This window comes from Streptomyces sp. SP17BM10, from assembly GCF_036322405.1.
Taxonomy (GTDB): Bacteria; Actinomycetota; Actinomycetes; order Streptomycetales; family Streptomycetaceae; genus Kitasatospora.
In genome coordinates this window covers 417,764-441,910 of sequence record NZ_JAQYXB010000661.1, presented here as the reverse complement: position 1 = coordinate 441,910, position 24,147 = coordinate 417,764, and the positions used below count along the sequence as shown (strand labels likewise).

The 24,147-nt window shown below is 74.9% G+C and carries 17 protein-coding genes; 9 read left to right on the top strand and 8 right to left on the bottom strand.

Annotation, left to right across the window (positions count from 1 at the left end; all coding sequences use genetic code 11):
- The first annotated feature begins 1 nt into the window (after position 1).
- The 3 genes from PUR71_RS32645 to PUR71_RS32635 all read left to right on the top strand — a co-directional run bounded on the left by PUR71_RS32645 (position 2) and on the right by PUR71_RS32635 (position 6,527).
- Positions 2-3,901: a DUF5682 family protein gene (locus tag PUR71_RS32645; RefSeq protein WP_329930787.1), complete on the top strand. Its 3,900-nt coding sequence runs from the start codon at positions 2-4 to the stop codon at positions 3,899-3,901.
- Positions 3,898-5,868: a hypothetical protein gene (locus PUR71_RS32640; protein ID WP_329930786.1), complete on the top strand. Its 1,971-nt coding sequence runs from the start codon at positions 3,898-3,900 to the stop codon at positions 5,866-5,868. The genes PUR71_RS32645 and PUR71_RS32640 overlap by 4 nt, the downstream gene beginning before the upstream one ends.
- A gap of 203 nt (positions 5,869-6,071) precedes the next feature.
- Positions 6,072-6,527, top strand: coding sequence for a MarR family winged helix-turn-helix transcriptional regulator (locus PUR71_RS32635; RefSeq protein ID WP_329930785.1), 456 nt, complete (start codon positions 6,072-6,074; stop codon positions 6,525-6,527).
- Between the two features lie 7 nt (positions 6,528-6,534).
- On the opposite strand, the gene PUR71_RS32630 is transcribed toward PUR71_RS32635, so the two are convergent.
- The 5 genes from PUR71_RS32630 to PUR71_RS32610 form a co-directional block, all read right to left on the bottom strand.
- A complete protein-coding gene (locus PUR71_RS32630; RefSeq protein ID WP_329930784.1) occupies positions 6,535-7,107 on the bottom strand; it encodes a GTP-binding protein in 573 nt (190 codons plus the stop codon).
- A 57-nt stretch (positions 7,108-7,164) separates the two neighbouring features.
- Positions 7,165-7,545, bottom strand: a complete 381-nt coding sequence (locus tag PUR71_RS32625; protein WP_329930783.1) for a DUF742 domain-containing protein — start codon at positions 7,543-7,545, stop codon at positions 7,165-7,167.
- Entirely contained in the window at positions 7,542-7,973 is a 432-nt protein-coding gene (locus tag PUR71_RS32620) for a roadblock/LC7 domain-containing protein (RefSeq protein WP_329930782.1), read from the bottom strand. The genes PUR71_RS32625 and PUR71_RS32620 overlap by 4 nt, the downstream gene beginning before the upstream one ends.
- Positions 7,973-10,228: a sensor histidine kinase gene (locus PUR71_RS32615; protein WP_329930781.1), complete on the bottom strand. Its 2,256-nt coding sequence runs from the start codon at positions 10,226-10,228 to the stop codon at positions 7,973-7,975. The genes PUR71_RS32620 and PUR71_RS32615 overlap by 1 nt, the downstream gene beginning before the upstream one ends.
- 542 nt (positions 10,229-10,770) lie before the next feature.
- Positions 10,771-12,048, bottom strand: coding sequence for an acyl-CoA dehydrogenase family protein (locus tag PUR71_RS32610; RefSeq protein ID WP_443077647.1), 1,278 nt, complete (start codon positions 12,046-12,048; stop codon positions 10,771-10,773).
- 424 nt (positions 12,049-12,472) lie between these two features.
- Here PUR71_RS32610 and PUR71_RS32605 point away from each other — a divergent pair, with 424 nt between their 5' ends.
- The 3 genes from PUR71_RS32605 (at position 12,473) to PUR71_RS32595 (ending at position 17,856) form a co-directional block, all read left to right on the top strand.
- The gene (locus tag PUR71_RS32605; protein ID WP_329930780.1) at positions 12,473-13,537 is read left to right on the top strand and encodes a GAF domain-containing protein; all 1,065 of its coding nucleotides are present in this window, start codon (positions 12,473-12,475) and stop codon (positions 13,535-13,537) included.
- A 284-nt stretch (positions 13,538-13,821) separates the two neighbouring features.
- Entirely contained in the window at positions 13,822-15,393 is a 1,572-nt protein-coding gene (locus PUR71_RS32600) for a lipase maturation factor family protein (protein ID WP_329930894.1), read from the top strand.
- Between the two features lie 204 nt (positions 15,394-15,597).
- A complete protein-coding gene (locus PUR71_RS32595; RefSeq protein WP_329930779.1) occupies positions 15,598-17,856 on the top strand; it encodes a hypothetical protein in 2,259 nt (752 codons plus the stop codon).
- A gap of 80 nt (positions 17,857-17,936) precedes the next feature.
- Here PUR71_RS32595 and PUR71_RS32590 read toward each other — a convergent pair whose 3' ends face one another.
- Both PUR71_RS32590 and PUR71_RS32585 read right to left on the bottom strand, forming a co-directional pair.
- A complete protein-coding gene (locus PUR71_RS32590; RefSeq protein WP_329930778.1) occupies positions 17,937-18,986 on the bottom strand; it encodes a lytic transglycosylase domain-containing protein in 1,050 nt (349 codons plus the stop codon).
- A gap of 50 nt (positions 18,987-19,036) precedes the next feature.
- The gene (locus PUR71_RS32585) at positions 19,037-19,882 is read right to left on the bottom strand and encodes a helical backbone metal receptor (RefSeq protein ID WP_329930777.1); all 846 of its coding nucleotides are present in this window, start codon (positions 19,880-19,882) and stop codon (positions 19,037-19,039) included.
- 161 nt (positions 19,883-20,043) lie between these two features.
- Here PUR71_RS32585 and PUR71_RS32580 point away from each other — a divergent pair, with 161 nt between their 5' ends.
- The 3 genes from PUR71_RS32580 to PUR71_RS32570 all read left to right on the top strand — a co-directional run bounded on the left by PUR71_RS32580 (position 20,044) and on the right by PUR71_RS32570 (position 23,126).
- Positions 20,044-21,147 (top strand): ABC transporter substrate-binding protein, encoded by a 1,104-nt coding sequence (locus tag PUR71_RS32580; protein WP_329930776.1) that lies wholly within the window; start codon positions 20,044-20,046, stop codon positions 21,145-21,147.
- Positions 21,148-21,267: 120 nt separating this feature from the next.
- On the top strand, positions 21,268-22,302 hold the full coding sequence (locus tag PUR71_RS32575) for a FecCD family ABC transporter permease (protein WP_329930893.1): 1,035 nt from the start codon (positions 21,268-21,270) through the stop codon (positions 22,300-22,302).
- The gene (locus PUR71_RS32570; RefSeq protein ID WP_329930775.1) at positions 22,299-23,126 is read left to right on the top strand and encodes an ABC transporter ATP-binding protein; all 828 of its coding nucleotides are present in this window, start codon (positions 22,299-22,301) and stop codon (positions 23,124-23,126) included. Before PUR71_RS32575 ends, PUR71_RS32570 begins: the two co-directional genes overlap by 4 nt.
- On the opposite strand, the gene PUR71_RS32565 is transcribed toward PUR71_RS32570, so the two are convergent.
- The gene (locus PUR71_RS32565; protein ID WP_329930774.1) at positions 23,111-24,070 is read right to left on the bottom strand and encodes an isocyanide synthase family protein; all 960 of its coding nucleotides are present in this window, start codon (positions 24,068-24,070) and stop codon (positions 23,111-23,113) included. The two genes, PUR71_RS32570 and PUR71_RS32565, sit on opposite strands and share 16 nt — an antisense overlap.
- Between the last annotated feature and the right edge of the window lie 77 nt (positions 24,071-24,147).

Here is a 24,147-nt window from a genome sequence, read left to right as displayed (position 1 = left end):
GATGAGCAGCGCGGTGATGCCCGAAACCCCCACGGGTGCCGGCGAGTTCGACGGCCACCGGCACGTCGTCGAGGAGGCGGCGGCCCGCCTGGCCGCCGCCGGCACCGAACGGCCCGGGCCCTACCTGATCGGCGTGCGCCACCACGCGCCGTCCCTCAGCGCGGTCGTCCCCGCGCTGCTCGACGCCGCCCGGCCCGAGGCGGTGCTGGTCGAACTCCCCGCCGAGTTCCAGCCCTGGCTCGGTCACCTGGCGGACGAGGCCACCGAGGCCCCGGTCGCCCTCGCGGCGGCCCCCGCCGACCCGTCCGCCGAGCCGGGGGACGGGCCCGCCTTCTACCCGTTCGCCGACTTCTCCCCGGAGCTCGCCGCCCTGCGCTGGGCCCGGCGCAACGGCGTCGAGGCCGTCGCCTGCGACCTGCCGCTCGCCCACCGGGGGGACGGGCAGCGCTCCGCGGGCGGCCCGGCCGTCGTCCCGTCCGTCACCGAGGCCCTGCGCCGACGGCTCACCGGCCGCGAGAGCGACGAGGACCTCTGGGACCGCCTCGTCGAGACCGCCGCCCCCGGCTCCGCCCCGGAGGCCGTCCGCCGGGCGGCGCTGATGGTCGGCTGGGCCATGCGCCGCGACGCCGAGACCGGCCCCGGCGTCGACCCGTACGACCTGCGGCGCGAGGCCTGGATGCGGGCCCGGATCGCGGCCGCCTCGGCCGGCGGGCGCCGCGTCGCCGCCGTGATCGGCGCCTTCCACGCACCGGCGCTGCTCGAGGGGCCGTACGCCGACGGGCTGCGTGCTGACGGGCCGCACGCGGACGGGCCGCATGCTGACGGGCCGCACGCCGATGACGAACTGCCGGGCGCGGAGGTGCCTGCCCACGTCGTCTCCCTCATCCCCTACACGTACCCGCTCCTCGACGCCCGCTCCGGCTACCCGGCCGGCATCCGCGACCCGGAGTGGCAGCACACCGTCCTCGACGCCGCCGGCGACCCGGAGCGCCTCGCCGCCGCCCTCACCACCACCGCCGTCCGCATCACCGAGGCCCTGCGCACCCAGGACCACCCCTCCGGCCCCGCCGACGCCCGCGAGATCGTCCGCCTCGCCGGCGACCTCGCCCGCCTGCGCGGCCTCGCCGCCCCCGGCCGCGGCGAACTCGTCGAAGCCGTCCAGACCGTCCTCGCCCAGGGCGAACCCCTCGGCCGCGGCCGGGCCGTCGCCCGCGCCCTCGAACGCGTCCTCGTCGGTACCCGCACCGGCCGCGCCACCCCCGCCGCACCCCGCAGCGGCCTCGGCCCCGCCGTCGAAACCCTCACCGGCACCCTCGGCCTGCCCGGCCCCGCCGACCCGGGCCCGCGCGAACTGCGCCTCGACCCGCTGCGCAGCCCCCTCGACCGCCGCCGCGAGACCCTGCTGAACCGCCTCGCGGCCTGCGGCGTCCCCTACGCCGACCGGGTCGACTCGACGGGCCCCGGCGGCACCGAAACCCTCGGCAGCCGCCGGCGCCTGCACTGGACCCCGGCCACCGCCGCGATGCTCACCGTCGCCGGCACCCGCGGCGTCACCCCCGCCCAGGCCGCCGAAGGCATCCTGCGCGACCGCCTCCGCCGCGAGCAGGAGGCCGACGGCCCCACCCCGCGCGAGGTCATCCAGGGCCTCTCCGACGCCGCGGCCTGCGACCTCCCCGCCCTCACCCGCACCCGCCTCACCCAACTCGCCACCACCCTCCCCACCACCGGCACCCTCCCCGACCTCCTCGATGCCCTCACCACCCTGGACCGCCTGTCCGCCGGCCACTTCCCGGTGAGCCTGACCCCACCGGACGCCGACCGGGGACGGACAGGAGACACTGCCCCGGAAGCCGCACCCCCGGCCGCCGTCACGGCGCCGGGCACGCAGCCCGAGGCCGCTCCGGGCGCCGCGCCCGGCGTGCCGGCGCCCGGTGACGCCGACCTCGGCGCCGGGCCCGCACCAGCCGCCTCGTCTCCGGCCGCCCCCTCCCCGGCCCACCCCCGCGTGGCGCCTCCCGGCGGGCTCATCCCGCACAGCGGCCCTGCGCTGCCGGAGCACCACCCCTCCATGCCGTCCCCCGAAGACGCTTCCTCCCACCTCCATGCCTCGCCGGCCGCCGTCAGCGACCTCCTGATCGCCGCTGCCGTACGGCAGTTGGAGGGGCTGAGCGGGTCCGACGATCCGGCGGACGCGCGGGCCCTGGTGGAGCTGGCGCGGCGGGCGGACCTCGACGGCGGGATCCGGCTCGGGTACGTGCTGCGTGAACTCGCCGCCGGTGGGAGCCCGTTGGTGCGGGGTGCCGCCGGGGCGGTTCGTGTCCTGCTCGGGCAGGAGCCGGCCGACGAGCTCGGCGGCCGGGCCGCGTCGTGGGTCGACGGCGCGACCGTTCCGGAGGCGCGCCACGCCCTCGCGCGGTCGCTGGTCGGGCTGTTGACGGCCGCCGAGGGGCTGTTCGCCACCGCGCCCGAGGCGCTCGAACCCGTCCTGGAGCGGGTCATCTCCCTGCCCGACGAGGCCTTCCTCGACCGCCTGCCCGCCCTGCGCGGCGGCTTCGACACGCTCAGCCCGGCCGCCCGCGACCGGCTGCTGGCGCTGGTCGAGGAGCGTCTCGGCACGCGGCTCGTCGACCTGCCCGAGGCCGTGCCGCCCGCCGTCCTGGCGACATGGGCCCGGGCCGACCTCGCCGCCCGCACCGTGCTCGGCGAACTCGGCCTGCTCCCGGCCCCGTCCGCCCTCCCCGCTGCCACCCCGCAGTCCCCACCCCCGCCCCGGCTCCCCGAAACCCGCCACGCCCTCGCCCCCGCCGAACGCTGGCGCCTGCTCCTCGGCCGCCCCGGCGACTCCGGCCGCAGCGCCCGCGCCGCCCGTCTCGCCACCGCCCTCGACGAGTTGTACGGCACCGGCCGGGGCGAGGGCTCCGGCCCCGGCCTGGACGGCCGCGGCCGCCGGGGCGGACGCGAGGCCCCGTACCCGGGAGTCCGCGAGTGGGCCGAGGAACTGTCGGCGCTGTTCGGGCCCGGGATCCGCGAGGAGGTCCTGGCGGCGGCCGTCGCCCAGGGCCGCACGGACGTCCTGGAGGCGATCGACCCGGCGGCCGCCCACCCGTCCGTCGAACTGCTGCGCACCGTCCTGGAGCACGCCGGCGGCCTACCGGAGGCACGGGTGGCCGGGCTGCGCCCGCTGGTGCGGCGCCTGGTGGAGGAGCTCACCCGCGAACTGGCGACCCGGCTGCGCCCCGCGCTGACCGGCATCCGCCTGCCGCGTCCGAGCCGCCGCCCGGGCGGCGGGCTGGACCTCGATCGCACCATCCGTGCGAACCTCGCCACCGCCCGCCCCGCCCCGGACGGCGGCACCATGATCGTGCCGGACCGGCCGGTGTTCCGGACGCGGGCGCGGAAGGCGGCGCACTGGCGGCTGATCCTCGTCGTGGACGTCTCCGGCTCGATGGAGGCGTCCACGGTCTGGGCCGCGCTCACCGCCTCGATCCTGGCCGGCGTGCCGTCGCTGAGCACGCACTTCGTCGCCTTCTCCACCGAGGTCGTCGACCTCACCGAGCGGGTGGCGGATCCACTGAGCCTGCTGCTGGAGGTGAAGATCGGCGGCGGTACGGACATCGCCTCCGGCCTGCGCTACGCACGGGAGCTGGTGACGGTGCCGTCGCGCACGCTGGTCGCCGTGATCAGCGACTTCGAGGAGGGCGGCCCGGTCGGCGCGCTGCTCGCGCAGACCCGGGCACTGGTCGACTCGGGCGTGCACGTGCTCGGGTGCGCGGCGCTGGACGACACGGGCGCGGCCCGGTATTCGACGGCGGTCGCGGGTCAACTGGTCGCGGCCGGCATGCCGGTGGCGGCGCTGAGTCCGCTGGAACTGGCCCGCTGGGTGGGGGAGAAGGTGCGATGACGACAGGGTCGATCGGGTGGCCGCGGGTGCGCCCCGTGGTGGTCGCCGAGGTGGTCGCGGGGTTGAGCGCCCGGCTGCAGAAGCGGCTGGACGGCGCGGCGGCGAAACTGGCGGAGCGTCCGGTGACGGGCTCGGGCGACGAGTGGCGGGTGGAGGTGGACGAGGAGACGGTGCTCGTCCTCCGCGCCCCGGGCGGGGTCCTCACCGACCCGTCCGACGTCCAGTGCGGCTGCCTGCTCGCCCCGGCGTGCGTGCACCGGGCGGCGGCGGTCACCCTGTGCCCGCTGGCCGGCGCCGAGGACGACCCCGAGCAGGCCGAGGCGGACGAACCCGTGGTCGCACCCGCCGCATCCGTCGCCCCCACGGAACGGACGGCGGACGACGACGCCCTCACCCCCGCCGAGCAGGCCGCCGCCCGCCACCTCCACCACGCCGCGTCCGCCGCCCTGGCGGCGGGCACGAGCGGGGCGGGGGCCGTCGCGCAGGCGGAGCTGCTGCGGGCGGCCCACGTCGCCCGCGCGGCAGGGCTGTACCGCCCGGCCGCGGTGGCGGTCGCCGTGGTGACGCGGATCCGCTCGGCCCGCTCCGGCGCGCCGGACCACCGGCTCGCGGAGCTCATGGCCGACCTGCGGGAGCTCCTCACCCTCACCCGCCGCCTCACCGCGGACCCCGCCACCGGCCCCGCCAGCGCCACCGCCCGCGTCCCGGTCGCGGAACTGCGCGGCACCGCCCGCCAGGCGTACGGCGACGCGGGCGGGCTGCGCCTGTACGGCCTGTTCGCCGAGCCGGTGCTGACGGCCACGCACGCGGGCGTGCTCAGCTGGGCGGTGGACGCGGCCGGCCGGCTCAGCACCGTCGCCGAGGTGCTGCCGTACGCCGACGCCGACGCGGCGGCCGCGCAGGCCGTCGGGGCGGGCGACCGGGCGGTCCGGCTGGGCGACACCTCGCTGAGCCACCGCGAGTTCACGCGAGCCGGGCTGGCCGTCCAGGGCGCCACCAGATCGGCGAGCGGACGGCTCGGGGCCGGCGCCGCCGTGCGCGCGGTCCGGGCCACGGGCGCGGCGTGGACGGCGGAGCCGGTCGCCCGCCTCTGGGCCGAACCGGTCTCCGTCCAGGTGGAGCGCGCGCTCGCGGCGCAGGCCGTCCCGTACGAGGCGCGCCCGGCCGGGAGCGACCTCCTGTTCCTGGACGTCACCCTGTTGGGCCCGGCGAACGGTGACCCGGCGAACGGCGGCCAGACGACCGACGGCCAGAGGCCCGACGGCCGCACCTCGGCGGCTGCGGCTGCGACGCCCGGGGGAGCACAGTGCCTCCTGGCACGCTGCGGCGAGGACGGCCCGGTGGTCGCGCTGCGCGCCGCCCACGACCACCCGGGACTCGCCCACCGCGCGAACCTGGCCCTGCTCGCCGCCGCCCCCGGCCTGCGGCTGCGGGTGATCGGCCGACTGGAGCGCGCGGCCCGTCCCGCACTGCGGCTGCTCGCCATCGGCACGGCGGCCGCCGAGGCCGGGGCGCCCGCCGACAGCCCGACGCTCGCCCTCCCCGCCGACCGGGCCGGCCGCGTCCACCTCGGCCTGGAACGCCTCCAAGCCGCCGACGTTCCCGCGACCGCAGTCGCCCCCACGCCCCTGGACGTACCCGCCCACCCCCTGGACCCGCCCGTGCACCTGCTCGGCCGCCGGATCGAGCAGGCCGTCACCTCCGGCCGGAGCGCCCTGACCCCGGGCACGAGCACGACCGCCACCGACGGCGCCCGACTGCGCGAGGCGGGCCTGCCCACCGCCGCCGACCTCCTCGACGCACTGCGCACCGCCGCGACCGACCACCGCCGGGACGTGTTCGGCCGCGTGATCCCGGACGACCACAGCACGTTCACCACCGCCTGGCTGGCCGCCGCCCACTACACCGAGGCCCTGGCGACGGCCCTCTGCCAGGCGGCCTGGACCCCACCCGGGGCCCGCGCATGACCGAACCCCTCGCCCACGCCACCCTCTTCACCCGGGCCCCGCGCCCTGCGGCTCCCCGTCCCGCTCCCCGCGCGCCCGCGCCGTCGGGACCCACCCCCACCCCGACGCCTGACGCCGGCTATTTGCACGGACGGGTAACCAGCGCCGGCTGTCATACTGAGCGAACGAACGAGCGAGCGCACCGCGTGAGAGGGAGTCGAGCCATGGGGATCCGCGACGACGCCGCCGAGATCCGGGCCGGCGGCTGGCGCACGCTCGCCGCGTTGCACGGCCTGATCGACGCGGCGCTGGAGAAGGCGCTCCAGGCGGAGCACCGGCTCTCGGTGGTCGAGTACACGGTGCTGGACGCGCTGTCGCGCCAGGACGGCTGGCACATGCGGATGCAGCAGCTGGCCCGGGCGGCGGCGCTGAGCAGCAGCGCGACCACCCGCCTGGTGGCGCGGCTGGAGGGCCGCGGCCTGCTCGGCCGCTACCTCTGTCCGGACGACCGCCGCGGGATCTACACCGAACTGACACCGGAAGGTCGGGAGTTGCTCACCGCCGCCCGCCCGGTGCACGACGCGACCCTCGAGGCGACGCTGGCCCGGGCGGTGGAGGTCCCGGAGCTGGCTCCGCTGGTCCGTGCGCTCGCGAACCTGGAGGCGCCGGCCACCAGGTGAGGCGGCGTCAGCGCAGCCCGGCGAGGGCGTCACGGTGGACGCGGTCGAGCAGGGCGAGCAGGAGTTCCTTGCTGGAGGCCCGTTCCCGCACGTCGCAGAGGACGACCGGCACCTCGGGCCCGAGGTCGAGGGCGCGGCGGACGTCCTCCGGCGTGGCGTCGCGGCGGCCGTGGAAGCAGTTCACGCCGATCGCGAAGGGGATGCCGCGCTGCTCGAAGAAGTCGACGGCGGCGAAGCTGGTTTCGAGCCGCCGGGTGTCGGCGAGGACGATCGCGCCGAGGGCTCCGAGGGCGAGGTCGTCCCACATGAACCAGAAGCGGAACTGCCCGGGTGTGCCGAAGAGGTAGAGCACCAGGTCGTCGCGGACGGTGATGCGGCCGAAGTCCATGGCCACCGTGGTGGTGGACTTGTCCTGGACGCCTTCGAGGCTGTCGACCCCGATGCTGGCGCGGGTCATCCGCTCCTCGGTCTGCAGGGGTTCGATCTCGCTGACCGAGCCGACCATGGTGGTCTTGCCGACGCCGAAGCCACCGGCGACGAGGATCTTGACCGCGCCCGGCACGAGGCTCTGGGTCGTCAATTCGGTCTCCTGGTAGGGGAGTGGGAGTTGCTGGGCGAGGGGGCCGTCGCCGCCGGGTCAGAGCCGGCGGACCCCTTCGATCACGGCCTGGATCAGGGAGATGTCCGGCGCCTCGGCGAGCTGGACCGGGGCGCGGGTGAGGATCAGCCGGGCCTCGGCCAGGTCGTCGAGGAGCACCTTGACCACGCTCACCGGGAGGTCGAGCGTGGCCGCGATCTCGGCCACCGCCAGCGGCCGTTCGCGGCACAGGTCGATGATCGCGGCCGGTTCGGGGGTCAGCCGGGTGGTGTCGGTGCGGGGGTCGGCGGTGACCACGAGCGTGATCAGCGCGAAGCCGTCCCGGACCGGGCCGGTGCGCCCGTTGGTGATCGCGTAAGGACGGACCAGGTGGCCTGCGTCCTTGTCGAAGAACCAGGCCTCGTCGGCGTCGGCGGTCACGCACCGCCGCCCACGCCGACCTGGCCGGCGTCGCTGCGCGGCGCGGCGGTGAGGTACTGGCCGACCTGCTTGACCAGCATGTTGATCTCGTAGGCCATCAGCCCGGCGTCGACCTGCTCGCTGGTGAGCACGGCCAGACGGGCGCCCTGCCCGGCGGTGGTGACGAACAGGAACAGCTGGTCCATCTCGATCACGGTCTGCCGGACGCGTCCGCCGTTGAACCGGTGGCCGGCGCCGCGGGCGAGGCTCTGCAGGCCGGAGGCGACGGCGGACAGGTGCTCGGCGTCGGCCCGGTCCAGGCCCTGGGACATGCCGACCAGCAGGCCGTCCTCGGAGAGGACGATGGCGTGCCGGGTCTCGGGTACCCGCGCCACCAGCTGGTCCAGCAGCCAGTTGAGGTCGCGCTGGGTGTCGGTGTGCTGCGTCATCACTGCTGTTCCTTGGCTTCCTTGGCGACGGGAGGCGCGGCCGGTGCGGGGTGTGTGGTGGGTGCGGTCGGCGCGATGGGCGTAGCGGGTGCGGCGGGCGTGGCGGGCGTGCCCGGAGCGGCCGTCGGGCCCGCTACGGGCACGGACGCGCGGGCGGTCCGGGTGCCGCGCTGGATGGCGGCCATGGTGGCGCGGGAGCGCTGGGGGGACGGCTCGTCGGCCCCGGTGGGGGCGCCGGCGTTCCTGAAGTCGAAGTCGCTGTAGACGCTGCCGCCGTCGTTCCCGCCGTCGTTCCCGCCGTACCGAGGGGCCGGCGCGGGGGCGACGGGGCCGGTCAGGCCCGCCGTGCCGGTGGGGGCGTTGGCCTCCCGCAACTGCTCGGCGAGGCTGGCGTTGCGGACGCGCTGCGGCAGGACGCGCGGGGTGCGCAGCTCGCCGTCCGGGCCGTGGGTGAACGGGGCGTCGGCCGCGCGCTCGTGGGTGGGCGCGATCCGGTCGGCGGACACGGTGCCGAGGTCGCCGTCGGCCGCGTCACCGGCGCCACCAGTGCCACCCGCGCCACCCGCGCCACCCGCGCCACCCGCGCCACCAGCGCCGTCGGCGAGGTTCTCGCCCATGTCGTCGTACGGGCGCGGGTACACGGGCCGCGGGACGACGACGGCGCCGGGCAGGCCGGGTATCGAAGCGCCCACGGTCAGGCCGCCGTTGGCGGGCGGAACGGCCTGCGCGTCGTCCCGGTCGTCGTCCACCGGGTACTGGGCGAGGAGCTCGCTGATGGCGGACTTGGAGTCACCGCCGACCGGACGCACCGGAAGCGTGGGCGGCACGGGAGGCACCGGAACTGCCGACGGCGCGGAGTCGACCGGCGGTGCCGAGGCGCCCGGGGGTATCGAAGGCACGGGAGGCACCGCCGGAACCGGCGGCATGGACGACACCGGAGCCCCCTGACCCCCCGAGTGCCCCCCGCTCTCGCCCCCGCCCGGAGTCACGTCCTCCAGCACGCCGAGGTCGTCCACCAACTCCGCCTCCAGCACGCCGAGATCGTCCTCCGCCGCCGGACGCGGCCCGGGCGCGGGCGTGCGGGTGACGCGCGCGCCGGAGGGCAGTCCGGGCACCGCGGCCGGCTGCTCGGCCTTCTCCAGCAGCACCGCCGGCACCAGCACCACGGCCCGGGTGCCGCCGTACGGCGAGGGCCGCAGGGTCACCTGGATCTCGTGCCGGGCGGCCAGGCGCGCGACGACGAACAGGCCGAGCCGCAGGTCGTCGCCGAGCGCGGAGACGTCCAGCTCGGGCGGGTTGGCGAGGTAGTCGTTGAGCCGCTCGTACTCCTCCTCGCCCATGCCGAGGCCGCGGTCCTCGACCTCGACCGCGAGCCCCTTCGGGACCTCCTGCGCGGAGACCTGCACCTGGGTGTACGGCGGCGAGAAGGTGGTGCCGTTCTCGATCAGTTCGGCGACGAGGTGGATGACGTCGGCGACGGCCTGCCCGCTGAGGGAGGCGCGCGGCACGCCCTGGACCACGACGCGCGAGTAGTTCTCGGTCTCCGACACGGCGCTGCGCAGCACGTTGACGACCGGCACGGCGTTGCGCCAGCGGCGGGCGGGCAGCGCACCGCCGAGGATCACCAGGTTCTCGGCGTTGCGCCGCATGCGGGTGGCGAGGTGGTCGACGGCGAACAGCTCGCGCAGCAGCTCGGGTTCCTCGTGCTCGCGCTCCAGGGCGTCCAGCATGCTGATCTGCCGGTGGATCAGGATCTGGGTGCGCCGGGCGATGTTGAGGAAGACCTTCTTCGTGCCCTCGCGGCCCTGCGCCTGGTGGACGATGGCGGCGACGGCGGCCTGGCGGACGGCGGCGAGGCCGTCGGCGATCTGCTGCGCCTCGTCGCCGGCGCGCCGGGACGGGGACCAGGTGGGCGGTACGGGCACGGGCTCGCCGGAGCGCAGCCGTCCGACGACGGCGGGCAGTTCCTGCTGGGCGAGGGCGAGGGTGTCGGCGCGCAGTCCGGCGAGGCGGGCCGACAGTGAGCGGGCGGCGCGGACGCCGCGGACCAGGCTGACCAGCAGGACCAGGGCGACGACGGCGCTGCCGGCGGCGAGCGCGGTGTTCTGCCCGGCGTCGCGCAGCAGGTAGGCGGCGTAGCCCCAGGCGGCGGCGAGGCCCACGCTGGGGACCAGCACGAGGGCGAGGAGCGAGCTGCGGAGGGAGCCGGACCGGCCGGCGCGGTGGCCCGTGCGGGGGGCCGATATGCCTGGCATCTGATTCCTTGTTGCTGGGCCGAACAGGCGGTCGTGGCCCGCGCGCGGTCCGGCCGGGGCTTCGGGGCGCCACGGCCGGGATTGCCGAACGGGGGTGACGCAGTGTCACGATCATGGCGCGGTGTCACGAGGGTGACGCGGTGTCAGTGTCCGGGCGGGGTGCAGCACGGCCGCCGACGGCAGGAACGCTACCAGCCCCAGGTGCCCTCATTGCAACATCAACTGACGATATGTGACCGGCTGATGGCAGAAGTGAACACCTCGCGCAAGATCGTCTGGTGACGGATCGTCGCAGGTCGAACGGCTTTCCCGGCGAGCGGGACGGCTCCGCGGGAGGTCGGGGGATCCTCTCGCGGAGCCGTCAGGAACAGGTCAAACGTCGGTATGCTGAAGGGTCGGCGACGGAGACATCGCCGCCTCCGGCGTCGGAAGTCATGGCGGGAACGGCGGGGGGTGCGTCGGCGGACGGTCGACGAGTGGGCGGACCGGCGAACAGGGGTGGTCGGTCCGATCGGGGTCGACGGCGGTGCCGGTCCCGGCCGCTATCCCGCCAGCGGCATCGTGATCACCTCTCCACCACGGCGCTCGGCCTCCTCCTCCAGCTGTGCCTCCCGCTGCGCCAGTTCGGTCCACGCCCAGCTGGCCGGCCCGGACAGCTCCGCCGACCACTGCTTGCCGTACGTGCCCGAGGCGATCTGCCCGAGCCGCAGCCGCTGGATGTCCGAGGTGCCGGCCGGGGGGTAGACGTGGGTGGCGTCGCGCTGGTAGCGCTCGATGTTGAAGTCGGCGTGCAGGCCGCGGGCGGCGTGGATCTCCATGGCGTTGCGCGCCGAGTCGAGCGCGTACTCGGTGTTGATGAGCTTGGCGTTCATCAGCTCGGCGTCGCAGGCCTTGCCGTGGTCGAGCAGGTGCGAGGCGTGGTAGGCGGCGAGCTTGGCGGTCATCAGCCGGGACTGCATCTCGCCGAGCTTCAGCGCGATGTTGGGCAGCTGGTTGAGCGGCTTGCCGTACAGCACCCGCTCCTCGGCGAAGCGCACGGTGTCCTCGACGATCGCCACGTGGATGCCGAGGGCGACGGCGGCCAGGTTGAGGCGACCGTAGAGGGTGGAGGAGGAGTAGGCGACGTCCAGCCCCTGGCCCTCGCGGCCGAGCCGGTTGCCCACGGGGATGCGGCAGTCCTCGAAGACGATCTCGCCGAAGCTGAAGCCGTGCAGCCCGCTCTGGGAGCCGAGGGCGCCGGTGCGAAAGCCCGGGCGGTCGCTCTCGACGAGGAACGCGGACAGTCCCCGGCTGCCCTTCCCGGTGCGCAGGACGACGCCGTGGACGTCGCCGATGTGGGAATTGCCCACGAACCACTTGCGCCCGTTGAGGACGTACTCGTCCCCCTCGCGCCGCGCGGTGCCGGTCATGCCGAGCACGTGGCCGCCGGACTCCGGCTCGGTGACGGCGATGGTGGGCAGGGCCTCCCCGGTGGCGAACTTCGGGAGCCACTTGCGCCGCTGGGCGTCCGAGCCGTAGTGGAGGACCTTGGCCACGCCGAGCTGCGATGCCTGGGCGACGGCGCCCATCGCACCGCTGACCCGGGCCAGTTCCTCGACGATGACGGTCTTGGCGAGGTGCCCGAGCCCCAGCCCGCCGAAGACCTGCGGGATGGTCACACCGATCCAGCCCCGGCGGGCGATCTCGCGCGACAGCTCGAACTCCACCTGCCGGTCGGCCTCCATTCTGGCCACGTGCGGACGTATCTCCTTCTCCGCGAACTCGCGCACCTCCGCCCGCAGGCTCTCGTGGCGCTCGTCGGTGAAGTAGTCCATGGTCATGCCGGGGTCCTCTCGTTCCGGGGTGTCGTGCCTCCGTCCGTGCCGTCGATCCCGCGCCGGCCGCCGCTGTGTGGGGTCGTGGGGTCGTGGGTGGCGGCCGGTTGCCCCTCGTTCGCCCGTTCGCAACCGGTGCGTGCGGAACTCCGGCCGGTTTCCCCGAGGGTTGGGGCTACCGTCCGTGTCTTCGGCAGGGCTCATTGTCATATGGGCATAAGGAAGTCACCCAGAGCCGATCTTGGATTGGCGCGAAAAAGATCGTCCGAATTTCGCTTGGTTTCACCCTGTGGCCGGATGGGAAGTGATCTTCGCCCATGCGGCAACCTGCTGAGCGGCCGCTCACATGCAGCTTTGACTGTCCATCAGCAAGCAGAACGACCCCGCCCGGGGGCGCCGAACCCCCCGGATGTCTGATTACATGTGCGCCATGACTGATGTGATGAGCACTCAAGGCCAGTTCCCGGGTGCCGCCGGCGAGTCCGAGCGCACCCGCAGACTGCGCACCCTCGGTCTCAACGAACCCTCCGCGGATGAAGCCTTCGACCGCTTCGCCCACCTCGCGGCCAGTATCACCCGGGCCCCCATCGCGATGGTCAACTTCATCAACGACGAGCGCCAGATGTTCCGGGGGCTCTACATCCCGCCAAACTCCTCCGACACGGCCTCCGACGACGGCGCCTCCTGGGCCGACCGGGGCATCGCCTTCGACCTCCCCACGCGCGAGATGCCGCTGAGTCACGGCTTCTGCCCCCACGTCGTCGCCCAGCGCTCCCCGCTCGCCCTCGACGACATCCTCGCCTACCCCCGGTTCGCCGGGAACCCGGTCGTCGACGAACTCGGCGTGCGGGCCTACCTGGGCGCCCCGCTCGTCGACGACACCAACACCGTCATCGGCACCGTCTGCGTCCTCGACCGCGAACCCCGCCAGTGGGGCCGTGAGCGCCTGCGCGACATCCAGCACCTCGCCGAAGCCCTCCTCTCCGAGATCCGGCTGCGCGACACCCTGCTCGCCCAGCAGCAGGAGATGTTCGCCGCCTTCGACGGCTCGCCCTTCCCGATCATGCTGACCGACGGCCCCGGCCAGGAGATCCGCTACGCCAACGCCCAGCACGCCGAGACCTTCGGAGCCCCGGTGGCGTACGGCACGATCGGTGCCGCGTACCCGCAGCTCGGCGCGGCCGGCCTCCAGCAGGCCGTAGCCGAGGCTTACCACACCGGACGGACCACCGTCCTCGGCGACGTCCGGATCCAGTCAGGGCGTCCCGACCAGCGCGGGCAGCAGATCTTCAGCTTCACCTGCACCCCGATGCGCACCGCCCGCACCGGCCAGGTCAACGGCGTCCTCACCGTCGGCATGGACGTCACCGCGCAGTCCCGCACCGAGGAGGAACTCGGCACGCTGGCCGCCCTCCTGGTCGACCGGCTCCAGCAGAACGGATCCGCCGGCCGCCCGGGCATCGTCGGGGAGAGCGGAATGGTCCTGCCGGGCTGAGCGCCCGAACGGCCGTCCGCCCCACCGCCGAGAAGACCGGCAGTACCGTGAAGACCGGCAGCAGACCGGCAGCACTGACACCACCGGCACCGCCGAGAAGACCGGCACCGCCGAGAACAGCCGGGACCGTCCAGTGGGGCGGGGCGCCTCTCACCCCCGAGGAGAGGCTCCCCGCCCCACTGCCGTTCGTACGCCGCCGCCCCTGCCACCGAGTGGGTGAACCGCCCGCCCCCGCCCGCCCGTTCGGGCCCGACCGGCCGCCCGCGGTGGTAGGCATGGGCCGCATGGACTGGTTCGCCGCCCCCGACTACTGGCCGAGCCGGCTGCTCGTCCAGCGGATGCTCGCCGGGCTCTACCTGATCGGCTTCCTCGACGCCGCGGCCCAGTTCCGCGCCCTCATCGGCAGCGACGGCATGCTCCCCGTGCCGCGCTTCACCGCCCGCGTCCCCTTCCGCCGCTCACCCAGCCTGTTCCACTTCCACTACAGCGACCGCTACTTCGCCGCCGTCGCCTGGACCGGAGCCGCCGCGGCCGCCGCCCTCGCCGCCGGACTCGGCGACACCCTCCCCCTCTGGGCCTCCCCCCTGCCGTGGGCCCTGCTCTGGGTCCTCTACCTCTCCATCGTCAACGTCGGCCAGACCTGGTACTCCTTCGGCTGGGAGTCCCTCCTCCTCGAAGCCGGCTTCCTCGCCGCCTTCCTCGGCACCGCCGACACCGCCCCGCCCGCCCCCGTCCTGTGGCTGATGCGCTGGCTGGTCTTCCGCGTCGAGTTCGGCGCCGGACTGATCAAGATCCGCGGCGACAGCTGCTGGCGCGACCTCACCTGCCTGCGCTACCACCACGAGACCCAGCCCATGCCCGGACCGCTCAGCTGGTTCTTCCACCACCTGCCCGACCCCCTCCACCGCGTCGAGACCGCCGCCAACCACGCCGTCCAACTCGTCGTCCCGCTCGGCCTCTTCTTCCCACAGCCGGTCGCCACCTACGCCGCCTGCCTGATCACCGCCACCCAGCTGTGGCTGATCGCCTCCGGCAACTTCGCCTGGCTCAACTGGCTCACCATCGCCCTCGCCATCGCCGCCGTCGACCCCACCCGCCTCGGCCTGCCGTTCCACACCCGCACCTACCCCGCCACCCCCGCCTGGTACGAGGCCCTCGTCCTCGCCCTCACCGCGGCCGTCGCCGTCCTCAGCTACTGGCCCGTGCGCAACCTCCTCTCCCGCGGCCAGGTCATGAACCGCTCCTTCAACCGGCTCCACCTCGTCAACACCTACGGCGCCTTCGGCAGCATCAACCGCGTCCGCCAGGAAGTCGTCGTCGAAGGCACCGACGAACCCGTCCTCACCCCCGACACGGTCTGGCACGAGTACGGCTTCAAGGGCAAACCCGGTGACGTCCACCGACTGCCCCGCCAGTACGCCCCCTACCACCTGCGCCTCGACTGGCTCATGTGGTTCGCCGGCATCTCGCCCGGCTACGCCCGGCCCTGGTTCCTGCCCTTCGCCGCCCGCCTCCTCACCGGCGACCCCGCCACCCTGCGCCTGCTGCGCCACAACCCCTTCCCCGACGCCCCGCCGACCCACGTCCGGGCGACCCTCCACCTCTACCGGTTCACCGGATGGCGCGAACTACGGCGGACCGGCGCCTGGTGGCACCGCACCCCCCTCTCCGAGTACCTCGCCCCCGTCGACCTCGCCGCCCTCGCCCGCGCCGGCCACCGCCCGCCCCCCGGCCGCCGACCACCGCCCGCCCGGCACACCCGCACCGTCCCCCTCGACCGCCTCCGTCGCCCGGACGGCCGACACCACCACCCGCCCGGCCCCGCCGACGGCCACCCGCCCGGCCCTCCCGAGTAGCGCCCAGCCGGGCGTCATGGCACGCGACACCGGCCCGTCGGGCGGTGGGTGCGTGCAAGGCTCGAACGGGCACCCGTATTCTGGGCGTCCATAACCGGCGGCCCGACCGCGCGCCCCCCGCCCCGGCCCCGGGGCACCCCGCGCAATCGGTCCGTCACCCCCTCGCCGCCAGCCCCGCCGCCGTCGCCCAGAACCGGACCTCACATGACAGTGCTTCACTCGCGCAACGCCGACGCAGCCGACCCGGCGGACGTCGCCGACGCCGCAGACGTCAAGGACCCCCAGGACGCCGCCGCGGAGCCCGGCCTCCGCGAGGACCTCGGCCGCTACGCCGAACTCGGCGCCTTCACCCTCACCGCCGACACCCACGCCTGGTACGCCGCCCTCGACACCGTCGCCACGCCCGAGGACGCCCGCGCCGCCAGCAGCGCCCTCGCCGAACTGCGCGGCCACGACCTCACCCGCACCTGGGAGGCCGTCACCGCGCTCGCCGGCGACGCCAAGCTCGAGGAACCCGACACCGTCGCCAAGACCGTGCTCCTCGTCGAACTCCTCCAGCGCGTCCACCGCACCGCCGCAACCCTGACGGCCGCCGCCTACGACGCCGACCTCGACGCCCTCACCGCCGCCACCGCCGACAGCGCCTGGCGCCGCGAGCGCGGCATCAAGCTCTCCTGGCTGCGCGCCCGTGCCCTGCGCAAGCAGGCCGCCGCCCTCGCCACCGAGCGCCGCACCCGCCGCGAGGACCTCCACGAGGCCCTCGCCTCCGCCGAGATCGAGCGCCGCGCCTGGGCCGCCCTCGCCCCCTCCGGCACCCTGCCCACCGCCCCCGGCGACGGCAGCCTCGTCGAGCGCACCGCCCAGACCTTCGACGCCATCAACGCCGGCCTGCGCGAACTCGCCCGCGTCCTGCCCGACCACGACCTCGACGGCCTGCCGTTCACCGAGCTCGTCGACCTCGTCGAACGCCTCGCCGCCGACGAGGGCACCCTCTACCGCCTGCCCACGATCCACAGCCTGCGCACCACCCTGGAGGAGGCCGGGCTCGGCGACCTGCTCGCCGAACTCGCCGCCGCCAAGGCGGACCGCCGCACCGCCGAGGCCGCTTACGCCGCCCACGCGGCCCGCCAGGCCCTGGCGGGTGGCCAGCGCGACGGGCTGGCGGAGGCACCCGCGGCTGCGGCTGTCGCTGTCGGGGAGGAGGCCGAGGCCGTCACCGAGCCCCAGCCGGAGGCCGTCACCGGGGCCGTGACCGAGCCCGAGGCTTCGGTGGAGCCGGTGGCCGAGGTGCAGACCGAGGAGGTGACCGAGGACGAGTCGTCCGTCGTGTCCCTCCCGGCGCCGTCCCCGGCGGCCGACGACCTCGTGGCCGCCGCCGCTGCCGCGCTCGTCGGGCCGGAGGACGCGCCGGTCGACGCCGAGGAGCCGGAGGCCGTCGAGGCTGTCGAGGCCGTCGAGCCCGAGGCCGTGGTCGAGGAGATCGCCGAGGCTGCCGTCGAGGTGGCGGTCGAGGTCGAGGCCGTTGAGGTTGAGGTCGTTGAGGTCGAGGAGCCGGTGGCCGTCGAGGCCGAGGTGACCGCCGAGCCGGCGGAGGTCGTCTCGGAGACGACTGCCGAGGCGGTGGGGGCCGTTGAGGACAAGGCAGTTGAGGTCGAGGCCGTCGAGGCCGAGGCCGTGGTCGAGGAGATCGCCGAGGCTGCCGTCCAGGTGGCGGTCGAGGTCGAGGTCGAGGCCGTTGAGGTTGAGGTCGTTGAGGTCGAGGAGCCGGTGGCCGTCGAGGCCGAGGTGACCGCCGAGCCGGCGGAGGCTGTCGAGGAGATGGCCGACGAGCCGGAGGCCGTCGTCGAGGCTCCCGCCGTGGTGGAGGAGGAGTCCGGCACCGAGGCAGAGGCGGTGGAGCCGGAGGCGACCGTCGCCGCCGAGCCCGAGGCCGTTGAGCCCGAAGCCGTTGAGCCCGAAGCCTTTGAGCCCGAGGCCGTTGAGCCCGAAGCCGTCGAGCCCGAGGCTGTTGAGGTCGAGGTCGAGCCGATCGCTGCGGTCGAGGCCCCTGCCGAGGCTTCCGCCGAGTCGACTCCCGAGCCGGTCGCCGAGGCGCCCGAGATCGCCGAGGTCGTTGAGGCTCTGGTGGCAGTCGAGGCCGAGGTGGCGGAGGAGCCGGAGCCCGCCGTCGAGCCGGCCGCCGAGGCTCCGGCCCAGGTGGAGGAGGAGCCCGCCGCCGAGGCAGCGCCGGTCGAGGAGGAGTCCGCCGGTCGCCCGGCGAAGCCGGACGTCACGCCCGGGCGGCCCGTGACCGCCTACTCGGCGGATGAACTGCTGGCGGTCGTCCGCTGGGTGGACGGCGACGGGGTCGAGCGCAGCGAGGATGAACTGCTGCGCGCGGCGATGAAGGAGCTGGGCTTCGCCCGTCTCGGCCCGCGCATCAAGGAGGCGCTGGGCGCCGCCGTCACCGCCGCGCGAGGCTGACGGAATCACTGACACGCCCGAGGGGCCCGGAACGCACATCGGCGTTCCGGGCCCCTCGGCGTTCTGCTGCCGGGACGGCCTCAGCCGGCCTTGTTCCAGGGCTGACTCGCCAGGAGCGCCTTGACGTTGGCGACGTAGCCCGGGTTCGGGATGACGAGGCTGCCGACGGTCTCGCCGGTGGCCGGGTCGGTGGCCGTGTTGTAGTGGACGTTGCCCGCGCCCGCGTTGTAGGCGGAGATGACGAGGTCGAGTAGCGGGGTCTTCCCCGTGGCCGGGTCAGGGGAGAGGTCGTACGTGCCGCCGAAACCGGAGTCGCCGAAGTAGGCGACCAGCCAGTCGAGCAACTGGGTGCCGAGCTGGACGTTGCCGGCGAGGGTCTTGGGGTCGGAGGCGGTGCCGAACTTGGTGTTCATCCAGCTCACGGTGTTCGGCATGACCTGCATGGTGCCGATCCCGCCGTCGCAGGCGAGGATGCCGGACTGCCAGCCGCTCTCCTGCCAGGCGATGGCCTTGACCAGGTTGACGGGCAGCGGAGGGAGCCTGTCGGTGCCTCCGCTGCTGAGGGTGAGCGTACGGGCCTGGCCGGCCGCGGCGGTGAGCGCCGCGGCGACCGCGTCCTTGGCCTCGTCCGGCTGCGGCTTGCTCGGCTTGCATGCGCTCTGCAGCGGCGGGGCGTGCGGGCCTTCGGGCGCGGGCGGCGGCGGGGGAGCGACGGGGCCGGGCTTGGCGGTCGGCGCCGGGGCCGCGGCGACGGGGGCGGCGGCCGGGGCGGGCGCCTTCTCGGCGCCGCCGCCGGTGGACGGCTTGGCCGCAGCGGGCTTGGCACCGCTCGCGGTCGGGCTCGTGCTCGGGCTCGGGCCGGCCTTGGTCGACTTGCCCGCCGACGCGCTCGCGCTCGGGCTGCCGCCCGCACTCGCGCCGGGCGACGGCGTCGCACTCGCGGACGGGCTCGCGGACGCGCTCGCGCCGGCCGTGTCGCTGGGCGAGGCGCTCGCCGTCAGCGCCGTCGTGCTCGGCGCCGCATGGGCGTCGGCGGTCACGGACTTGCTCCCGCACCCGGCCAGGACGGCCGTCGAGACGGCCGCGGCCGAGACCATCACCAGCGCACGCCGGGATGTGCTCACTGCCATGTGTGGTTCCCCCCTTTGATCGCCGATGGTCCCGGCGAGTGGCGGTCATCCTACGGGGGCGTGTTCCCACCCCGTACGAACGGGTGCTCAACCGCCGTGCCGAGCGCCGTGCCGAGCGCTGCGCCGAGCACTGCCGGGGCCTCGGCGAGCGAGGGCCCGTACCAGGTCAGGTGGCGTCCGCTGACCAGCGCCGCCGGGACACCCGGGAACGCCTCCGGGCCGTCCTCGGCGGTGAACCGGTACGGCTCGTCCGGCAGGACCACCAAGTCGGGCGCGCCGGCGAGCAGTTCGGGCAGGGGGACGGCCGGGTAGCGCTCCGCGTGGTCGGCGTGGACGAGCCCCACGCCGAGGCGCCGCAGCACGTCCCCGGCGAAGGTGTCGCGGCCGAGGACCATCCACGGGCGGCGCCAGATCGGCACGATCGCCCGCGGACCGTCCGTCCCCTTCTCGTTCCACCGCCCGTCCACCCCGCGCCACGCCGCCCGCGCCTCGTCCAGCCACTGCGGCCTCGGCAGTCCGCACGCGAGGGTCAGCAGCCGGTCCAGGGAGCGGAACGCGTCGTCGACGGTGCGGATGTCGGTCACCCACACCGGCACGCCGGCGGCCCGCAGTGCGTCGAGGTCCGGGCGCCGGTTCTCCTCGTCGTTGGCGAGGACGAGGTCCGGGGCGAGGGCGAGGATCCGCGGGACGTCCGGGTTCTTGGTGCCGCCTATCCGCGGCACGTCCAGTCCGGCCGGGTGGGTGCACCAGTCGGTGGCTCCGGCCAGCAGCGCGGGATCGGTGGCGGCGAGCGACTCGGTCAGCGACGGCACCAGCGAGACGACCCGCCGCACCGGGCCCGGGCCGAGCCGGACGGGCAGGTCGAGATCATCCCGCGGGACGGTGGGTCCGGCCATCGCGCCAGCCTACGCCGGTCCGTCCGACGTCGGCGCCGTGCGGACGCAGCCCGGCGCCGAACTCGCGGAGATCCGCGGGAACCCGCCGCGCGAACCGGCCGACTACCTGGTCCGGGTCCGCAGGACGGGCCCCAGAACGAGCACCCACCAGGAGAGTTCCCATGCGCCCTCGCACCGCCGCCCGCGCCGTCGCGGCCGTCGTCGCCCTGTTCACCACGGCCACGGCCACGGCCTGCGGAAGCAGCGGGGGAGGGGGCGGAGGAGCGGACGCGCAGGTGACGGTCAAGGCCGCGTCCGCCGGCTCCTTCCCGGTCAAGGTCGCCGACTGCGCGGGCCAGGAGACCACCATCGCCAAGGCCCCGTCGAAGATCGTCACCAGCAACGCCGCCGGCCTGGAGATGCTGCTCCGGCTCGGCGCCGGCGACCGCCTGATCGGCACCGGATTCCCGCCCGGCAGGGGCAGCCTCCCGGCCGACCTCGCCGAGCAGGGCGCCAAGGTGCCCGTCCTCGGCGACCGCGCCATCCCCAAGGAGAAGCTCCTCGGTTCCGGCGCCGACCTCTACGTCGACACGTTCGGCGCCATGCCGATGATGGGCGGCGGCGCCACCGGGCCGAGCCCCGAGGAGTTCACCGCCGCCGGCATCCAGCACGTCTACCTCCTCTCCACCGCCTGCGCCGGCACTCCGAAGGCCGCCAAGGCACCCCGCACCGACCTCGCCCAGATCGAGGACGACATCCGCCGCCTCGGTGCCGTCACCGGCACCGCCGCCCGCGCCGAGGAACTCGTCACCGGCATGGAGAAGCGGATAGGCGACGTGCGGACCGCCCTCGCCGGCGTCCCGCAGGAGCGGCGCCCGAGCTACTTCGTCTTCGACTTCGACGCCGGCACCAAGCAGCCCGTCGCCGTCTGCGGCCGCCAGGTCGCCAACGCCGTGATCACCCTGGCGGGCGCCCGCAACGTCTTCGCCGACTGCGACGCCGACTTCAAGCCCGGCTCCTGGGAGGACGTGGTCGCCAAGAACCCGGACTGGATCCAGCTGTCCGTCCGCAACCGCGGCAGCGAGGAAGCCACCCGAAAGGCCTATGACGACGCCGAGGCGTTCCTGAAGGGCTTCCCCGCCACCCAGGGCCTCAAGGCCGTCCAGGAAGGACACTTCGTGCGGCTCGGCTCCGAGGTGACCACCATCGCGGGCGTGCGAAACGCCGACGCCGTCCGGCAGATCGCCGCCAGCGTCCACCCGGACCTCGTCAAGAACGGTCAGTAGAAGGTGACTCCGTCGTCCGCCACCGACGAGGCCCCCGGCAGGACCGCGGCCGCAACCGGTGCCGCATCCACTGCTGCCTCCGGTGCCGCTGCAACCGCCACCGACCGCCCGGCCCGCACCCTGCGGGCCGGGCCGCTGGCCGCCGCCCTCACCGCCGCCCTCGTCCTCGCCCTCACCGCCGCCGTCTCCCTCGGCGCCGTCGACGTCCCGCCCGGCGAAGTCTGGTCCGTCATCGCCCGAAGGCTCACCGGACGCACCCCCGAACCCGGCACCCGCGACCTCATCGTCTGGCAACTACGCGTCCCCCGCGCCCTGCTCGCCGCCGTCGTCGGCGCCGGACTCGGCCTCGTCGGCACCGCCGTCCAGGCCCTCGTCCGCAACCCCCTCGCCGACCCCTACCTCCTCGGCATCTCCTCCGGCGCCTCCCTCGGCGCCGTCGCCACCCTCGTCCTCGGCACCGCCCTCGGCCTCCGGCTCTCCTTCGCCGGCGCCCTCGGCCTCACCGTCTCCCTCGCCGCCTTCGCCGGCGCCCTGGCCGCCTTCTCCCTCGTCTGGCTCCTCGCCCGGCGCGGCGGCGGCTTCTCCCCGCTGCGCCTGGTCCTCGCCGGCATCGGCATCGCCCAGTTCCTCGGCGGCATCACCAGCTACCTCGTCCTGCAGACCAGCGACGAACAGCAGACCAGAGGCGTCCTGTTCTGGCTCATGGGCAGCCTCGGCGGCGCCGTCTGGGCCCAACTCGCCCTCCCCGCCACCGCCGTCGCCCTCGGCCTCGCCCTCCTCCAGGCCCGCGCCCGCGCACTCAACGCCATGCTCATGGGCGACGAGACCGCCGCCGGACTCGGCGTCGACGTCACCCGGCTGCGCCGCGAGGTCTTCGTCGTCACCAGCGTCCTCACCGGCGTGCTGGTCGCCGTCTCCGGCGCCATCGGCTTCGTCGGGCTCATGGTCCCGCACGTGTGCCGGCTGCTCGTCGGCGGCGACCACCGGCGCCTGCTGCCGCTGTCCGCCCTCACCGGCGCCCTGCTGCTCGTCGTCGTCGACACCCTCGCCCGCACCGCCCTGGACAACCAGGAACTGCCCATCGGCGTCGTCACCGCAGTCCTCGGCGCCCCCACCCTGCTCTACCTGCTGGACCGACGACTGGAGCGCAATTGAGGATCGCCGTCGAAGACCTGAGCATCGCCCTCGCCGGGCGCACCGTCGTGGCCGGCGTCCACCTCGTCGCCGAAGAGGGCGAGATCGCCGGACTGGTCGGACCCAACGGCAGCGGCAAATCCAGCCTGCTGCGCACGGTCTACCGGCACCTGCGGCCGAGCGCGGGGCGGATCCTGCTGGCCGGACGGGAGTTGGACACGATCTCCCCGGCGGAATCCGCGCGGCACGTCGCGGCCCTGCCACAAGAACGCGGCGGCGACTTCGAGTTGACCGTCCGCGAGGTCGTCGCCATGGGCCGCACCCCCTACAAGCGCCCGTTCGCCGCCGACGACGCCGAGGACCACCGCATCGTCGCCGACGCCCTCGGGCGCGTCGGCATGACGGAGGCCGCCGGCCGCCGGTTCGCCCAACTGTCCGGCGGCGAACGCCAGCGGGTCCTGCTCGCCCGGGCGCTCGCCCAGCAGCCTGACGTCCTCGTGCTCGACGAACCGACCAACCACCTGGACGTCCGCCACCAGGTCGAACTCCTGGCCCTCCTGCGCGAACAGCGCCGCACCACCCTGGTCGCGCTGCACGACCTCAACGCCGCCGCCTCGGTCTGCGACCGCCTGCACGTCCTGCACCGCGGCGCCCTCGTGGCCTCCGGCGCGCCACGTGACGTGCTCACCGCCGACCTCCTCGCCGAGGTGTTCGGCGTGCGGGCGGCGGTGGTCCAACACCCGCTCACGGGTGACCCGCTGATCGCCTTCGACCACCGCACGCCCGCCTCACCGTCGGTGCTGTCGACCGAGGACGGCGCGGTGGCGGCTCAGACGGCCTCGTAGTGGCTCGGGCGGCTGTCCCGCTCGACAAGCCGCCCGAGCTCCGCGGCCTCCGCGCTGCGCAGCAACTCCCAGCGACCGTCCGCCCGGTGGAGCACCGAGGAGTGCCACGGCGTCGTCCACGCGTCCGACGCCTCCAGCAGGCGGATGCCGAACTTCGGCGCGCCGGCCCGCTGCGGGTGGATGGACAGCCGGAACGCGTCCGGATGGTGCTCGGCGATGAGGTCCCCCCAGGCACGGCTGCGCTGGATCACCCCGTACGCGCGGCGACGGCACTCGCGCTGGAGGGCCGACTTGGTGCCGCCGAAGCCGACGGTGTCCTCGGTCAGGAACCGGGTGATGCCCCGGTAGAGCCGCAGGGTCTCCTCGTCCGTCAGCACCTGCTCGCGCAACTCCTCGAGGCTCGGCGCATATCGGGCGTGCACACGGGCGCGCTTCTCGTCGAACGGGAGGTCGCCGAGGACGGCCCGCAGGTCGAAGGTGGCCAGGTGGCGCAGGCCCTCGCGCTCGATCATCGCGGCCAGCGCGTCGGAGTACTCGTCGATGTGGTCGTCCGGGACGTGGATGAGGTCGCCGAAGACGTGGCCGTCCGAGCAGATCAGGATCCGCGCACCGGGCGCGTGGAGCGCGCCGATCCGCTCGCACAGTGTGTTGAGGAAGGTCAGCGACAGCCGCTCCCCCTCGTCGGGCAGGTGGCCGAGCACCTTCGCCGGGTTCGGCGACTTGCAGGGGAAGCCGGGCAGGGTGAACACGATCGGCTCGCCGGCTGCGATGAAGTCGGTGAGCTGCGCCAGTTGGAGCGGGAAGTGGTGCGGCGCTGCGGCGAGTTCGGGGTCGGAGGCGCGGCGGTGGGGGAGGAGCAGGCCGAGGATGCGGGCGGCGAGGTGCTCGGCGGTCTCGTATGCGGCTTCGGGTGCGGTGGCGGTGATGGTGCCGACGGGCGGCATGGTGGTCCTCCACGGGACGTCTTCGTGTGGGGCTGTGGGGCTGTGGGGCTGCGGATTGCGGATCGCGGGCTACGGTC

What these genes read in the sequence shown, in the direction of transcription:
- PUR71_RS32620 (WP_329930782.1), bottom strand. Translation starts at nt 7,973, where the DNA reads ATGACGCAGCACACCGACACCCAGCGCGACCTCAACTGGCTGCTGGAC.
- PUR71_RS32635 (WP_329930785.1), top strand. Translation starts at nt 6,072, where the DNA reads ATGGGGATCCGCGACGACGCCGCCGAGATCCGGGCCGGCGGCTGGCGC.
- PUR71_RS32590 (WP_329930778.1), bottom strand. Translation starts at nt 18,986, where the DNA reads ATGGCAGTGAGCACATCCCGGCGTGCGCTGGTGATGGTCTCGGCCGCG.
- PUR71_RS32615 (WP_329930781.1), bottom strand. Translation starts at nt 10,228, where the DNA reads ATGCCAGGCATATCGGCCCCCCGCACGGGCCACCGCGCCGGCCGGTCC.
- PUR71_RS32605 (WP_329930780.1), top strand. Translation starts at nt 12,473, where the DNA reads ATGACTGATGTGATGAGCACTCAAGGCCAGTTCCCGGGTGCCGCCGGC.
- PUR71_RS32640 (WP_329930786.1), top strand. Translation starts at nt 3,898, where the DNA reads ATGACGACAGGGTCGATCGGGTGGCCGCGGGTGCGCCCCGTGGTGGTC.
- PUR71_RS32595 (WP_329930779.1), top strand. Translation starts at nt 15,598, where the DNA reads ATGACAGTGCTTCACTCGCGCAACGCCGACGCAGCCGACCCGGCGGAC.
- PUR71_RS32645 (WP_329930787.1), top strand. Translation starts at nt 2, where the DNA reads ATGAGCAGCGCGGTGATGCCCGAAACCCCCACGGGTGCCGGCGAGTTC.
- PUR71_RS32600 (WP_329930894.1), top strand. Translation starts at nt 13,822, where the DNA reads ATGGACTGGTTCGCCGCCCCCGACTACTGGCCGAGCCGGCTGCTCGTC.
- PUR71_RS32610 (WP_443077647.1), bottom strand. Translation starts at nt 12,048, where the DNA reads ATGACCATGGACTACTTCACCGACGAGCGCCACGAGAGCCTGCGGGCG.
- PUR71_RS32580 (WP_329930776.1), top strand. Translation starts at nt 20,044, where the DNA reads ATGCGCCCTCGCACCGCCGCCCGCGCCGTCGCGGCCGTCGTCGCCCTG.
- PUR71_RS32565 (WP_329930774.1), bottom strand. Translation starts at nt 24,070, where the DNA reads ATGCCGCCCGTCGGCACCATCACCGCCACCGCACCCGAAGCCGCATAC.
- PUR71_RS32585 (WP_329930777.1), bottom strand. Translation starts at nt 19,882, where the DNA reads ATGGCCGGACCCACCGTCCCGCGGGATGATCTCGACCTGCCCGTCCGG.